13 protein-coding genes are annotated in these 13855 nt (G+C 49.7%); 10 read left to right on the top strand and 3 right to left on the bottom strand.

What is annotated here, in order from left to right; all coding sequences use genetic code 11:
- The first annotated feature begins 10 nt into the window (after positions 1-10).
- From nadC to zapD, 10 genes are all read left to right on the top strand, one after another.
- A complete protein-coding gene (nadC, locus tag RNAN_RS00220; protein WP_008217525.1) occupies positions 11-880 on the top strand; it encodes a carboxylating nicotinate-nucleotide diphosphorylase in 870 nt (289 codons plus the stop codon).
- Between the two features lie 106 nt (positions 881-986).
- Complete coding sequence (locus RNAN_RS00215; protein ID WP_008217523.1) at positions 987-1661, top strand: DUF1294 domain-containing protein; 675 nt, start codon at positions 987-989, stop codon at positions 1659-1661.
- A 117-nt stretch (positions 1662-1778) separates the two neighbouring features.
- A complete protein-coding gene (locus tag RNAN_RS00210) occupies positions 1779-2075 on the top strand; it encodes a hypothetical protein (RefSeq protein ID WP_008217521.1) in 297 nt (98 codons plus the stop codon).
- A complete protein-coding gene (locus RNAN_RS00205) occupies positions 2072-2545 on the top strand; it encodes a hypothetical protein (protein WP_008217519.1) in 474 nt (157 codons plus the stop codon). The genes RNAN_RS00210 and RNAN_RS00205 overlap by 4 nt, the downstream gene beginning before the upstream one ends.
- A gap of 431 nt (positions 2546-2976) precedes the next feature.
- Positions 2977-3408, top strand: coding sequence for a pilin (locus tag RNAN_RS19465; protein ID WP_008217516.1), 432 nt, complete (start codon positions 2977-2979; stop codon positions 3406-3408).
- 282 nt (positions 3409-3690) lie between these two features.
- The gene (pilB, locus tag RNAN_RS00195) at positions 3691-5388 is read left to right on the top strand and encodes a type IV-A pilus assembly ATPase PilB (RefSeq protein WP_008217512.1); all 1698 of its coding nucleotides are present in this window, start codon (positions 3691-3693) and stop codon (positions 5386-5388) included.
- Positions 5389-5494: 106 nt separating this feature from the next.
- Entirely contained in the window at positions 5495-6727 is a 1233-nt protein-coding gene (locus RNAN_RS00190; protein WP_008217510.1) for a type II secretion system F family protein, read from the top strand.
- Between the two features lie 3 nt (positions 6728-6730).
- Positions 6731-7609, top strand: coding sequence for a prepilin peptidase (locus RNAN_RS00185; protein WP_008217507.1), 879 nt, complete (start codon positions 6731-6733; stop codon positions 7607-7609).
- Between the two features lie 4 nt (positions 7610-7613).
- On the top strand, positions 7614-8216 hold the full coding sequence (coaE, locus tag RNAN_RS00180) for a dephospho-CoA kinase (protein WP_040551340.1): 603 nt from the start codon (positions 7614-7616) through the stop codon (positions 8214-8216).
- A gap of 40 nt (positions 8217-8256) precedes the next feature.
- On the top strand, positions 8257-9003 hold the full coding sequence (gene zapD, locus RNAN_RS00175; protein ID WP_008217503.1) for a cell division protein ZapD: 747 nt from the start codon (positions 8257-8259) through the stop codon (positions 9001-9003).
- Between the two features lie 49 nt (positions 9004-9052).
- Here the strand turns inward: zapD and RNAN_RS19460 are convergent, their stop codons facing one another.
- The 3 genes from RNAN_RS19460 to RNAN_RS00160 all read right to left on the bottom strand — a co-directional run bounded on the left by RNAN_RS19460 (position 9053) and on the right by RNAN_RS00160 (position 13815).
- Complete coding sequence (locus RNAN_RS19460) at positions 9053-10021, bottom strand: sensor domain-containing diguanylate cyclase (RefSeq protein WP_040551339.1); 969 nt, start codon at positions 10019-10021, stop codon at positions 9053-9055.
- A 150-nt stretch (positions 10022-10171) separates the two neighbouring features.
- Positions 10172-10549, bottom strand: coding sequence for a DP-EP family protein (locus RNAN_RS00165; protein ID WP_008217499.1), 378 nt, complete (start codon positions 10547-10549; stop codon positions 10172-10174).
- A gap of 11 nt (positions 10550-10560) precedes the next feature.
- Positions 10561-13815: an nSTAND1 domain-containing NTPase gene (locus RNAN_RS00160; protein ID WP_008217497.1), complete on the bottom strand. Its 3255-nt coding sequence runs from the start codon at positions 13813-13815 to the stop codon at positions 10561-10563.
- Positions 13816-13855 lie beyond the last annotated feature (40 nt).

Genomic DNA, 13855 nt, shown 5'->3' with positions numbered 1-13855 from the left:
GAACTGACCTATGACCACTAGCCACAGTACCCTACAGCAACAAGAACTACAACGCGCCGTCGCCGCCGCCCTGGCCGAGGATCTCGGCTTTTTATCGCTGGAACAAGGCGACATTACCGCCTCCTTAATTCCTGCCACGCAGCACGCCAGCGCCACCATTATTACCCGCGAAGACTGTGTTGTCTGTGGTACCGCCTTTGTTGAAGAAGTATTCCGCCAGTTAGGCGACATGGTGACAGTTAACTGGCAGGTAAAAGATGGCGATAAGGTCAGCGCCAATACCCTGCTTTGCAGCCTTAGCGGCCCGGCAAGGTTGTTACTTACCGGCGAGCGCACAGCGCTGAACTTTCTGCAGCTATTAAGCGCCACTGCTACCACCACCGCGCATTATGTAACCTTTTTGGCCGGCAGTAATACCCGTTTATTGGATACCCGCAAAACCATCCCCGGCCTGCGCTTTGCGCAAAAATACGCGGTCACGGTAGGCGGTGGCAAAAACCACCGCATCGGCCTGTATGATGCGTTCTTAATTAAAGAAAACCATATCGCCGCCGCGGGCTCTATTGCCAAGGCAGTCGCTAGTGCCCGGCACAACTTTCCCGGCAAGCCGGTAGAGGTTGAAACTGAAAACCTGGATGAGCTTAGCCAGGCGCTTACTGCCGGCGCCGACATTATTATGCTGGATAACTTTAGCCTGGCAGATATTAAGCAGGCAGTAACCATGAACGGCGGCAAAGCCAAACTGGAAGTGTCGGGCAATATTACCAGCGAGCGGCTAACTGAGCTGGCCGCCAGCGGTGTTGATTATATTTCCAGCGGCGCGCTGACCAAACATGTTCAGGCGATAGATTTATCGATGCGGTTAACGATCAGCAACTGAGGTTACATTAAATAACAAAGTTGCCGGCTGATTCGACCAGGATACACTAAACTTCTGCTACAGTAGGCTGGTCTCAAGGAGCGAGACCAGCCAGCAGGATAACCCGATGCAATTAACCGGTACCGTAGTGTTCTGGCGTGACGATAAAGGCTTTGGCTTTGTTTTGTGTCAGCAGAATGCGCAAAAACTGTTTTTTCATATCCGCGACTTTGCCGGCAGCCAAGGCCGCCCGCAACAAGGTGATCAACTGCAATTTAGTTTAGGCACCGACAAAAAAGGCCGCGCCATTGCCGCACCCTGGCGCTTTGCCACTGAGCCAGCCGCTGCGCCGCGTTCACTACCCAAACACAGCTCACTTAGTGGCCGTCCAGTTAGTAGCAGCGCCGATATCGAGCAAGCCAGCCAGTTTGCTCTGTTTTTCCGGCTGGCGTTTTTCCTTGCAGTGCTCCTGTCGCTGCTATTTGGCAAGTTACTTTATGTGCTGCCGCTGTTATATGTTGAAGCCAGCTTAATGACTTACTGGCTGTATAAAATAGATAAAGAGGCTGCCATTGCCCGCCACGGTAACCGGCTGGCGGAAGAAAGCCTGCAACTGTTTGCCCTCATCGGCGGCTGGCCCGGTGCTTATATCGCCCAGCAGCAACTGGCGCACAAGCGCAGTAAAATCTCGTTCAGGCGAGAATTTGGCTTTGTAATTATTGGCAATACCCTGTTGGTAGCTTGGTTAGTATCACCCTGGGGCCAGGCATTTTTAGCCCGTATGGCACTTCTTGCTGGTTAAATTGGCGGCTGGTTAGTTAGCCGCAGGTTAATTGGGGCGCGCTAAATTATAGAACTGTGTTTCATTACATTGCTTTGCTACACTTTAGATCAAATTACTCGCCAATAAAGAGAACGAATGCGTTTAACCACTCAGCAAACGAATACCATCACACAGCTAACCAAAGAAATTTTTGGTACTGATGCCGTGGTAAAGCTATTTGGTTCCAGAATGCATGACACTAAACGCGGTGGTGATATCGACTTGCTGGTAGAACTGCAGCAACCCATAGCGCAGCCAGTAATTGCAAGCGCGAAGCTAGAAGCTAAGCTAATGCTGGCATTGGGACTACAAAAAATTGATGTGATTATTAGCGCGCCTAATGTGGCAAAAACGCCGATACACGATATTGCCGCTAAAGGTATCCGCCTATGACAGACGATATAAAGCTACGACTACAGTTTTTAGTGCGGGTAATTGCCAAAGAGAGCCGGTATCTGCAGCAAACCAGCCATCGTTTATTCAGTCAAACTATCGATTCACAGTTTTTGGCTAATTTGGACACCAACATCGCTTTATCAGAACAATTAGACGCCTTCGCCAGTCGGTTTGGCCGCTTGCAAGACAATATCGGCGATAAATTATTACCTGCCGTGCTGGCGGCGCTGGGTGAGAAAACCGGCCCGGTACTGGATAACCTGAATAAAGCTGAAAAATATGGCTGGCTACAATCTGCAGAAAACTGGCTGGTAGCCAGACAACTGCGCAATAAAATGGTGCACGAATATATCGAAGACCCTGCCATATTGGCTGAAGCACTAAACAGCGCCCACGGTTTTATACCGCTACTAACACAATTTGCAGATCAGCTAAGCAAAGCGCTTATTGAACGGGATTTAATCTGAACCCTGCCAACACCACCACCTTTGACAAAAGAGATGAGAATTGCAAAACCAAAGGTCGATATATAACCCACCACAATATTCGACAACCCGCTATACAACCTGCTGACATTTTCTACCACCCGCTTAAAAAGCCAGCATTAACATTTGCCGCTGTCACCGCTAAAAACACGCTTTTTAGCGCGTTAAACGGCCTGCTTAGCACGACCAATAGCAATCTTGCTTTAGCAGCAATTAAGTTAGAGCAATAAAACTAGTACTTTTGTACTAAATAATACTTAGCTTGCCAGCCCACTAAAAATCTAAATTACCATTCCATACAAACACTTAAGCTTTACTGATAAATTTTGTAACATTTAGCTTGCGCCCTGTCTAAAAATGACCAAAATAACGTGTAGCCCCAGCGGCTATTAAAACATCAGGAGAAGTAAATTATGAAACGCGTACAACAAGGTTTTACCTTAATTGAACTGTTAATCGTTATCGCGATTATCGGTATTTTAGCTGCAGTAGCAATTCCACAGTACCAGTCATACACTGCTGGTGGTGCGGTAACGTCTTGCTATAAAGAAATTAAAAATGGCGAAGCTGGTTTTGAGTTCTTAATTAGCCAAGGTACTGCTATTACTCCTGCCACTGGTGCTACCGCTCTGGCAGACGTTAACGTTCCAAGTGCTCAAGCCTGTTCTACTCATGATCTGGGTGCAGACTTTATTGCAGGCACAGTACAGGGCAATCCATCAGTGGATGGTGCAGTGGTAACTTTACGTCGCGCAGCTGCTACAGGCGTGTGGACTTGCGAAATTGGTAACCGCCCAGCTGGTTGGTTAGCTTCAGCTACTCCACGTGGTTGTACAGAAGTTTAATTGAATAATTTGAGATGCTAAAGCCAGCAGTAATGCTGGCTTTTTATTTGTACAGCTTTAGCCCCACTCTTTCTGTGCCTTATATGACTCTGATAGCTCGTAGTAGTGAATTGTTTTTAATTACAGCAAGCTTCGAAGAGTAAGTATTAATTAATCCACTACTTTCGCTGACCTTGGCACTTGGATATTAACGAAGCTATAAACTTGAATAACACGCGTTTAGTGGCATAATCAGTTAACTTTATCTAAGTCTTATTAGCAAAATCAGGATGTTTGCGCTGAATGGCCGTAACTACTACCTCAACTTTATTTAAACGCCTGGTGCAGCTTGGCACTATTAATGGCGATGTCGCTACTAAAGCCGTGACCGATAAAGGCGGCCAATTCAAAAACCTGCCCGAGCTGTTAATCACTGAAAAGCTGATAACGGCAGAAAAATTGGCACATGCTGCAGCCGGCATTAGCCAGGCCATTTGTATGGACCTGGATCACTTCTCGCTGGACTATGTGCCAGAAGATTTACGCAACGAAAAACTGATCCGTAAAACCGATATGCTGCCGCTGGGTAAGCGTGGCCGCAATATGTATTTGGCGGTAGTCGACCCGACCAATATCCAAACCATTGAAGATTTTGAGTTTAACACCGGCTTAAATGCCGAAGTGGTGGTGGTTGAATACGACAAGCTGCATAAACTGATTGATAAGCTGTTTGACAGCAGCCTGGGCGGCGACTTTACTGACAGCGACTGGGATTTGGGCTCTATGGGCATAGCCCAGGAAGAGGAAGAAGACGGTGCTGGCGTACAGGTAGACAAAGAAGACCAGCCGATTATTGCCTTTATTAATAAAATGCTGCTGGACGCGATACGCAAAGGCGCCTCTGACTTACACTTTGAACCTTATGAGAAAACATACCGCATCCGCTTTCGTATCGACGGCATTTTGCATGAAATGGCCAGCCCGCCGGTTGCCTTGTCTACCCGCTTATCAGCGCGGTTAAAGGTTATGTCGCGGCTGGATATCGCCGAAAAGCGCGTACCGCAGGATGGCCGCATTAAACTTAAGCTGTCGGCAAAAAAATCCATCGATTTCCGTGTCAGCACCCTGCCTACCTTGTGGGGTGAGAAAATTGTAATGCGGATCCTCGACTCTGACAGCGCCATGTTGGGTATCGATGTATTAGGTTATGAAGAAAACCAGAAAAAACTCTATTTAGATGCCTTAGCCCAGCCGCAGGGCATGATATTGGTTACCGGCCCCACCGGCTCAGGTAAAACGGTATCGCTGTATACCGGTTTGGCCATTTTAAATACCAGCGAAACCAATATTTCTACTGCTGAAGATCCGGTTGAAATAAACTTAGCCGGTATTAACCAGGTGCAGGTAAATCCGCGCGCCGGTTTAACCTTTGCCTCGGCGCTAAAAGCCTTTTTACGCCAGGACCCTGATGTGGTCATGGTGGGTGAGATACGGGATTTAGAAACTGCCGAAATCGCCATTAAAGCGGCACAAACCGGCCACCTGGTATTATCGACTCTGCACACTAACTCGGCACCGGAAACGCTAACCCGTTTACTCAATATGGGTGTGCCGTCTTATAACGTGGCAAGCTCGGTATCACTTATTATTGCCCAGCGCCTGGCTCGGCGGTTGTGTAGCCACTGCAAACAGCCCGAGGTGCTACCCGAAGCCGAGCTGTTAAAACAGGGCTATACCCCCCAGCAGCTACCTGGCCTTAAACTGTTTAAACCGATTGGCTGTGAGCACTGCACCAATGGCTATAAAGGCCGGGTCGGTATTTATGAGGTAATGCCGGTAAGTGGCCGCATGGCCGATATTATTATGCAGGGCGGTAACTCACTGGATATTGCCACCCAGGCGCAAACCGAGGGCATTAATAACCTGCGCCAGTCGGGCTTACTAAAAGCCGCGGCTGGGTTAACCAGTCTGGCCGAGGTAAACCGGGTGACTAAGGGCTAAAGCAGTGCTTAGTGGTGAGTGGTGAGTTTTTAGTGATAAGTGTTTTATATTAACGTTTACCGCATTTTAGTGATCGCGCCTAAGGCGCAGCAACAGGACAAAAAGCATGGCTCAGGCACAACAATTTAAAATAAAAGAGCTGGAAAGCTATACCTATAAAGGCGTTAACCGTCGGGGTAGTAAAGTAGACGGTGAAATTAAAGGCACCAGTATTGCTGAGGTAAAAGCCTTATTGCGTCAGCAGGGTATTACACCATCTGGCGTTAAGAAAAAGCCAAAGTCGCTGTTTGGTGATGGCAAAAAAATCACTGCACTGGATATTGCTATTGTTACCCGGCAAATGGCGACCATGCTGGGTGCGGGTGTACCTTTGGTACAATCTATCGACCTGATTGCGAATGGTTCAGATAATAAGAATTTGCGTACCTTGATGCAGAAAATTTCGGTGAAAGTGCAGGCGGGCTTACCTCTGTCTGATACCTTACGTGAACACCCTAAGTATTTCGATGAACTTTATTGCGACCTGGTAAAGTCTGGTGAAGCTTCTGGTTCATTAGATCAAATTTTTGACAGGCTAGCCATATACAAAGAAAAATCTGAAGCGCTAAAGTCGAAGATAAAAAAGGCGATGTTCTATCCTGCCGCTGTTATGGTGATAGCCTCTATAGTTACCGCTGTATTGCTAATATTTGTCGTGCCTCAGTTCGCAGAAATATTCGCCGGCTTTGGGGCTGAATTACCAGCCTTTACTCAATTCGTACTCAACATATCTGAAGGACTACAGCAATATTGGTGGGTTGTGCTAGCTATTTTAGTTGCTTCTTTTTACACCATAAAAAAAATGTATTCTTCTAACTTGAAGTTTAGAACGGCAGCCGATGCATTATTGTTAAAACTGCCGGTGCTGGGAGTTATTCTTAACAAGTCTGCTGTAGCCAGGTTTGCCCGAACCTTATCTACCACTTTTGCCGCAGGCGTTCCACTGATAGAGGCTCTTGAGTCTGCTGCAGGCGCTTCGGGCAATGAAATTTATAAAACAGCAATTCTTTTTATCAGAGAGGAAGTCTCTTCAGGTAATCAGATGAATCTTGCTATGAAACAAACTGACCAATTCCCAGAAATGGTAGTGCAAATGGTATCAATCGGCGAAGAATCAGGAGCACTTGACAGCATGCTATCGAAGGTTGCTAACATTTACGAACAAGAAGTGGACGACGCTGTCGATGGCCTGACGGCATTACTAGAGCCCGTAATAATGGCGGTCCTTGGTGTAGTAATTGGTGGGCTTATCGTCGCTATGTACTTACCTATCTTCTCTCTTGGCGCAGTGGTTGGATAATCAGTGAGTGATATTCAAGTCTTTTTAAGTGATTATCCGTCGCTATTTATTTTAGCGGCAACAATCGTTAGCCTGATTGTAGGCAGCTTTTTAAATGTGCTGATTTACCGCCTGCCTATTATGATGGAGCGTGAATGGCAGCAGGAATATCAGGCCTATTTTAGCCCTGATGCCAATGCAGCTAAAGCTGAGCCGTTTAACCTGGCTGTGCCGCGTTCGCGCTGCCCTAAATGCCAAAGCGCCATTAAAGCTTATGACAATATCCCGGTAATTAGCTGGCTGATGCTGGGTGGTAAGTGCCGTAACTGCAAAGCATCGATAAGTGCGCGTTACCCGGCAATAGAAGCCTTAACCGCACTGTTATCAGCCACTGTGGCCTGGCAGCTGGGATTTGGCCTGCCGGCATTGCTGCTTATTTTGGTAACCTGGGTACTGATAGCACTGACCTTTATTGATATTGATAAAATGCTGCTGCCGGATCAGCTTACCCTGCCGCTGCTGTGGCTGGCGCTGCTGTTTAGCCTGACTGATTCAGCTATGGTTAACCCGGCGCAGGCTATTGTCGGCGCCGCTTGCGGTTATTTAAGCCTGTGGAGCGTGTACTGGCTGTTTAAGCTGCTTACCGGTAAGGAAGGCATGGGTTATGGCGATTTTAAGCTAATGGCCGTTTTTGGTGCTTTACTGGGTTGGCAACAGCTGCCGCTGATTATTTTACTGTCGTCAGTGGTTGGCGCAGTCATTGGTATTTTACTGTTAAGCATTCAGGGTAAAGATAAAGCCACCCCTATCCCGTTTGGGCCTTATATTGCCGCTGCCGGCTGGATAGCCCTGCTATGGGGCGAGCAGTTAACCGGCGCCTACTTGCGTTATTTAGGGCTGTAACGGCTTGTCGCGCTATATTGTGGGCCTGACCGGCGGCATAGGCTGCGGCAAAACCACAGTGGCAGAGCTATTTGTCAAACGCGGTGTACACTATGTTGATGCCGACATTGTCTCACGCGAAGTGGTGATGCCAGGCACAGCTTGCCACAATGCCATTAGCCAGCGTTTTGGCAGCAGTGTTTTGCAAGCTGATGGCAGCTTAAACCGCGCTAAATTGCGCGACACGATTTTCAGCCAGCCAGAGGCGAAAAGCTGGTTAGAGCAGCTACTGCACCCGGCGATACGCCAAAGCTTGTTAGCCCAGCTGAATGCGCTCAGCTCGCCCTATGCGCTGCTGGTGGCACCACTGCTGCTGGAGAATAAGCTAAACCAGTATGTTCAGCGGGTGTTGGTAATTGACTTACCCGAGCCAGTGCAATTAACGCGGGCCATGGCGCGGGATAACGCCAGCGAGCAGCAAATTCGCGCCATTATGGCGGCGCAACTTTCGCGCACCGAACGGCTGGCACAAGCCGACGATATTATTAGCAATGACAGCACTATTGCAGCATTAGACAGCCAGGTAGAGCGCCTGCATCAGCAATATCTGCAACTGGCCCGCCACTGACATCAGGCTGGGTGCTGTCACAACCAGGATGGCAGCACCAATGGCCGAGCTATTGTACGAGCACCCGCTAAACGAAAAACTACGCACCTACCTTAAGCTGGAATACCTGCTAAACCAGTTGGCCGAGCTAACCCGGTTAGACAGCGAACCCCAACAACTGGCGTTTTTTAATATCCTGTTTGATCTGATTGAAGTGCTGGACAGAAATGATATTCGGCCAGACCTGATAAAAGACTGCGAGCGCTGCGAGGCCGCCTTAGTGGCCTGGGCCAATCACCCGTCGGTAGCGGACGACAAACTGAGTAAGGTGTTACAGCAGGCCGTAAGGCTGCAGGCAGAGCTGTTGAAAAGCGGCAAGTTTGTCGGTAATTTAAAAGACGATAAGTTTTTAAGCCCGCTGCGCCAGCGTTTTGCTATGGCCGGTGGCACCTGCTACTTTGACGTACCCCAATTACAATACTGGCTAAGTATGCCGCTTACGCAGCGCCAGCAAGATGTTAACCGTTGGTGTGCTGAATTTGCGTTGCTGCACAACGCGCTGGGGTTTGTGCTGAATTTTTGCCGCGAGAAAGGCCAGTTTAGTGAAGTCGCCGCCGAAAACGGCTTTTACCAGAGCAACACAGAGCAGCATCAGCTACTGCGTATTCGTTACACGCCTGCCGATGGCGTGTACCCCACCGTAAGCGGCAATAAATACCGGTATGCCATCCGTTTTATGCAGCTGTGCGATGAAAGCGGCCGCAGCAACTGCGATAAAACCGTGCACTTTCAGCTGGCTTGCTGTTAAGGCTGCTGCGCTTAACATTGCTCTTAACTGACTCATCTCAGTGTTGCTGTTAACTGCTGGTATTAACACAGTCGCGGCCATCCGCTTTGGCGCGATACAGCGCCGTATCCGCGGCACACAGCAGCGCCAGCGCGGTGCGGTATTGGCCGTTAATTTCAGTTGCCACGCCCTGGCTGACGCTAACATTGACTGTTGAGGGTAAACCGGCATCGCTAAAGCTTAACTGCCTTACCGCCTGCTGCACCTCACGCGCCACCTTTAATGCACTGATTTCATTATGGTTAGGTAAAATAAGCGCAAACTCTTCACCGCCATAGCGCGCCGCCAGCTTGCCGTCCACCGGCATGGCCTGCACTATGGCACCGGCCACTTTGCGCAAACAGGCATCGCCCTGAATATGGCCGTAGCGGTCGTTAAACTGTTTAAAAAAGTCGATATCGATAATGATCACGCTAAGCGGCCGGCGCGCTTGTGTACATTGCAGCCACTGCGTTTGCAACTGCTCGTCAAAACCACGCCGGTTCGCCAGGCCAGTCAGTGCATCAGTAGCGGCTTCCAGCCGTAGCTGCTCGCATTCGGCCTTGTAGCGGGTTAAATCGCGCATCACCAGCACCAAATGTGCCTCGGGCTCAGGTAAAAACGACACTGACAGCTCAATATCTTTTATTTCGCCATCGGCGCAGCGCACCGCCATTTCACTGGGGCCGGCCTGCAGGGATAAAATGCGTTTGGCTACCATATTCACCAGCCCCTCGTATTGCTGCTGGCAGCGGCTCACCAGAAACTGCGGCCACTTACGGCCAATCAGCGGCGCGCCAACACAATTAAGCAGCAGTGCAGCTTTGGCGTTGGCGCATTCAATTACGCCATCCGGGCTAACCACCAGCACCGCCTCGGCCAGGTACTGAATAAAACTGCCCAAATCCAGGCCAGGATTGGTGGCCGTATCTTCCAGCCAGGGGCTGTCATCGTTTAAGGCATGGGCTGGTATCTGGCTGTTGCGCTGTGCAGTGTTCATTTGGCTTTCCCGCAGTGCTAATTTAACTGCTGCCAACTTTAGCTATTTATACGCAGGCGAACCTTTCGGTAATCTTCTGATTTAATCTATTGATTTATATAGACTAAAAAGCCCCTTGCGGGGCTTTAATTCTGAGTTTGGAGCAGAGATTTAATTTGGTGGCAGGTTTTTCACTTCCGGATCTGGGCTTAGCACCATCAAGGTATTGGCGGTGTTCGTCAGCACAAACTGAAACTTAGTACTGCCGGCACTGCGGTCCATATCCAGCATTTGTACTAACTGACCATCGCTGCTCACGGTAATCGCATCAATAATGCCATCAAAAGGTGTGGTAAAACCAACACCAACAAACTTTAAACCTTTGCCGGTATTGTCGACCAATTGGTAAGTGAGTGTACCCGCTTCGGTAACGGTAATATCACCGTTGGGTAGCGGTTGGCCGCTGGTAGTCTGATAACTGAATACCGGTTCACCGTTTTCCAGATTGACAACAACCTGAATTAAACTGGCGGCTTGAGTAGTTGGCATAACATATTTCCTTATAGTTGCGGATTGAAACGATAATTAACAACACCACTTTGCTGCAGCTGCGCTATAAGCTCGCTTTCGCTGTTAAGTTTTCCCTGACAGTCCAGTGCTTGAGCATAAGGTACAGTAAAATCGGGTTCTCTATTTACAACCACGATGTCAGCGAGTTCATCCAAGGCATGTTGGCAAAATTGATGTGTCGCCGGCAAGTCTTTATTTTCTGTTATTCTCGCCAGCACAAGGTAACTATTCGCTTTGCCTGCTCTGTTACGCAAATTACCGCTATGTTTTGCAACAACTAGCTCATACGTTATTAAAGCTTGCTCGGCATAGGTTTTGGCGGATTGTAGATTACCTTTTTTCAGTAGTATCTGCGCTGCAGTCAACCAGTGCCGGGCTTGCATTTGCTGCTCACGCGTAGCTGATAAATCAAGCCCATCCCTACTCAGCAGACTCATTAACTGCGACGGACTTTGCTTAACTTCATGCTCTGACAAATCTAGCGAAAACTTAAGCGATTGATAAAAGACATAGTATTTTAAATTGCGCCAACGGCTATTGTCCGGATCCTGAGCTAACGCTCTGCGGATGACTATGTCAGCAGACTTAACATTAGCTAAAGCTGCCGTTGTCTGTCCCGTAAAGTCAAATAAGTCTGCAGACATTTGGTAGCTACTTGCCAGCATTTCCAGCAGATACAGTTCAGCGTTTTCGCCAGCAGTAACCAACATGCGTTGGATCTCGTTGTGTGCAATTAAAGCTGTGGCAATATCACCTTGCGCCAGAGCTGCACTAGCCAGCCATGAGCGGGTGTTGGCGATATCTGCCAGCAACTGCTTATTATCAGGCTGTTTGGCTTGTGCTAATAATCTCAACTGCAGAGATTCCTCAAAATTCTGCCGCGCTTTATCAAACTGCTGCCGCTGCATCGCCAGCGAGCCCAGCGAATTGGTGGCGTAGGACAGCTCCATAATGGCGTCGAGGTTATCGGGTGCCAGTTCATACATTCGCTCACTGTACTGGTAATAACGCTCAAACTCTGGTTGCACCGCCTGCCAGTTACTGGCGTCGTACTGTATCTGCCCCAGCCAAAACGCATTGGCGCCCAGGGTTTTTAGCAGCTCTAAATTATCCGGCTGCTGCGCCAGTACCGCTTCAAGTTGCACCCGGGCAGCTTGCAGCGCCGCTACCGCTTCGTCGGTTTTACCGCGCGAATAGGCCACCTCGCCCATCGCTTCCAGCGTTTGGCCGTGCTGCAAGCGGGCGGCAATACTTAAACTGCTGTCATCGCTGCTGTAATCAGTAAAGTATTCCAGCGCTTTATTGCTGATACCGTCGAGCAAGTCCATGCGACCGATACTGCGCAGTTTGTCGGCAAAATCGCCCACCATAAAACCGAGCAGATTTTCTGCCGCCAGCCGCTTTTGCTGTGCCTGTTGCTCGGCCTGAAAACTGCGCACACCCATGGTCATGGCGGTGACCGTTAGCACACAAAGCAAGCTGACAGTGGCGCGGCGCGTCCAGCGCTTTAACCGCGCTTTGGCATGAGAGGCCTGAATAAACTCGGCCTCTTCGCTATCAAGCTGAAACAGGGTGTTTTGCTGCAGCAACAGCGCCTCTTGCAGCGGTTTGCCCTCGGCCAGTAAATAAGCACTGTTTTTCTGCTCGCTACGCCAGCGCTGGCTTAAGTGCAGCAAGCGGCTTTTTACGCTTAAGCTGTCAAAATGCTCGCTGATCCAGGCAGTAGCGCGCGGCCAGCGCCGAAGCAGCGCTTCGTGCGCTATGCTAAAACACGGCTCGCCTTGCTGCAGGTTAGACACAAACAGCCGCTGCTCAATCATGGTATTGACCAAGGTGCGCTCGGCGTTGCTGGTGAGCTGAGCTAAGCGGGCACTGCGGCTGGTAATGCTTTGCTCATCTTCACGCAGGGTCACCAGCAAGGACAACACCTTTGGCAGGCAATCTTGCTCGGCTTTGCCTAAGCCTTTAATCGCCTGCTCGGCGTTTTTACCAATAGCGCCTTCAATACCGCCCAGTGCCTGATACACACTTAACAGCAATTTATTGTCACTGCTACGCTGCAAGTACAGCTGCTGTAAGGTGTATTGCAACATCGGTAAGGCATCGGGGTTGCTGGCGGCCTCTTGCACCAGGATCTCATCCAGTGGCATGGCGCTGTCGGGGTCGATGTCAAAGCTTAAACCGGCGGCCAGTGCCGGTAAACGGATCATTTGCAGTAAGTCGGCGCGGCCGGGGGCAGCTAAATCAAAATGCGCGCCTTTGGCTTTACCGGCCATTAAGCTGGGGTAGTCGACTAAATCGGGGTAGAACTCGTTTCTGCAGGCACTTAACACCAGCACAGCGCCACTGCAGGCCAATTGTTCTAATAACGCCACAAAGCCGGTGCGCTCTTGCTCGCTAAACAGCGGTGACGATAACAGTACCTCTAAACGGTCAACAAAAAGGGCAAAGCGCCGGCTGTGCCGCCCTTTGCTGCCGAGTAAGGTTTTACATCGATGCAATAACGGCTCTGGTTGTGCTAATTGCGCTGCCAGGCTGGCGGCGCTGTCGCCGGCAAATACCGGCGCATCATTAAGCTCCCAATCCAGCAAGCTGCTGGCCAGGCTGGGCAGCAACTGGCCTTTGGCCACATCGGCTAAATCCAGGCTGGTAAACGAAAGTACCTCTACGCCATTAAAACCGCCGGGCTGCATTAAGTTAGGCATAACGCCGGCATTGATCAGCGACGATTTACCGCTACCACTGGGGCCCAGCAGTAAGCAAAAGTCACGGCCAAATTTAATTTGCTGCGCAATGCGGCTAAGCAAGGTGTCTATTTGTGCGCCACGGCCGAAAAACACGCTGGCATAACTGGCATCGTAGGCTTTAAGGCCGGGAAACGGCGAGCCCTGCTGCCAGCTATGCCCGGCCACACTTTGTTCTTGCCCCAGCGGATAGCGTACCTTGGCAATAACGCGGTAACCACGTTTGCGAATGGTTTCAATGTAAACCGGTGTGGTGGCACTGTCGCCCAGTGCTTTACGCAGTTGGGTCAGTGTTTTATGTAGCGGGTTATCGCCGGTAGCGATGCCAGGCCAGCACTGACCAATAATGTCATCGCTGCTTAATACCTCGCCGGCATGACGGCACAGTAACAGCAGCACATCCATCGCCTTGGGCTCTAACTGCTGAACCTGTTTGCCTTGGCGTAGGGTATTATCGCTAGGGTTTACCTGCCAGTCGGCAAGAAAAAACGTATTGCTCATAATAACTTGTAATTTTGGCTTTGTTGCCCAAGATAACATG

Origin of the sequence: Rheinheimera nanhaiensis E407-8, assembly GCF_000296695.1 — a bacterium.
GTDB lineage: Bacteria > Pseudomonadota > Gammaproteobacteria > Enterobacterales > Alteromonadaceae > Alishewanella > Alishewanella nanhaiensis.
This window is presented reverse-complemented; position numbering and strand designations above follow the sequence as displayed.

Excerpts from the sequence above, each read along its gene's own strand:
- nadC (WP_008217525.1), top strand. The coding sequence starts at position 11 with ATGACCACTAGCCACAGTACCCTACAGCAACAAGAACTACAACGCGCC.
- RNAN_RS00215 (WP_008217523.1), top strand. The coding sequence starts at position 987 with ATGCAATTAACCGGTACCGTAGTGTTCTGGCGTGACGATAAAGGCTTT.
- RNAN_RS00210 (WP_008217521.1), top strand. The coding sequence starts at position 1,779 with ATGCGTTTAACCACTCAGCAAACGAATACCATCACACAGCTAACCAAA.
- RNAN_RS00205 (WP_008217519.1), top strand. The coding sequence starts at position 2,072 with ATGACAGACGATATAAAGCTACGACTACAGTTTTTAGTGCGGGTAATT.
- RNAN_RS19465 (WP_008217516.1), top strand. The coding sequence starts at position 2,977 with ATGAAACGCGTACAACAAGGTTTTACCTTAATTGAACTGTTAATCGTT.
- pilB (WP_008217512.1), top strand. The coding sequence starts at position 3,691 with ATGGCCGTAACTACTACCTCAACTTTATTTAAACGCCTGGTGCAGCTT.
- RNAN_RS00190 (WP_008217510.1), top strand. The coding sequence starts at position 5,495 with ATGGCTCAGGCACAACAATTTAAAATAAAAGAGCTGGAAAGCTATACC.
- zapD (WP_008217503.1), top strand. The coding sequence starts at position 8,257 with ATGGCCGAGCTATTGTACGAGCACCCGCTAAACGAAAAACTACGCACC.
- RNAN_RS19460 (WP_040551339.1), bottom strand. The coding sequence starts at position 10,021 with ATGAACACTGCACAGCGCAACAGCCAGATACCAGCCCATGCCTTAAAC.
- RNAN_RS00165 (WP_008217499.1), bottom strand. The coding sequence starts at position 10,549 with ATGCCAACTACTCAAGCCGCCAGTTTAATTCAGGTTGTTGTCAATCTG.
- RNAN_RS00160 (WP_008217497.1), bottom strand. The coding sequence starts at position 13,815 with ATGAGCAATACGTTTTTTCTTGCCGACTGGCAGGTAAACCCTAGCGAT.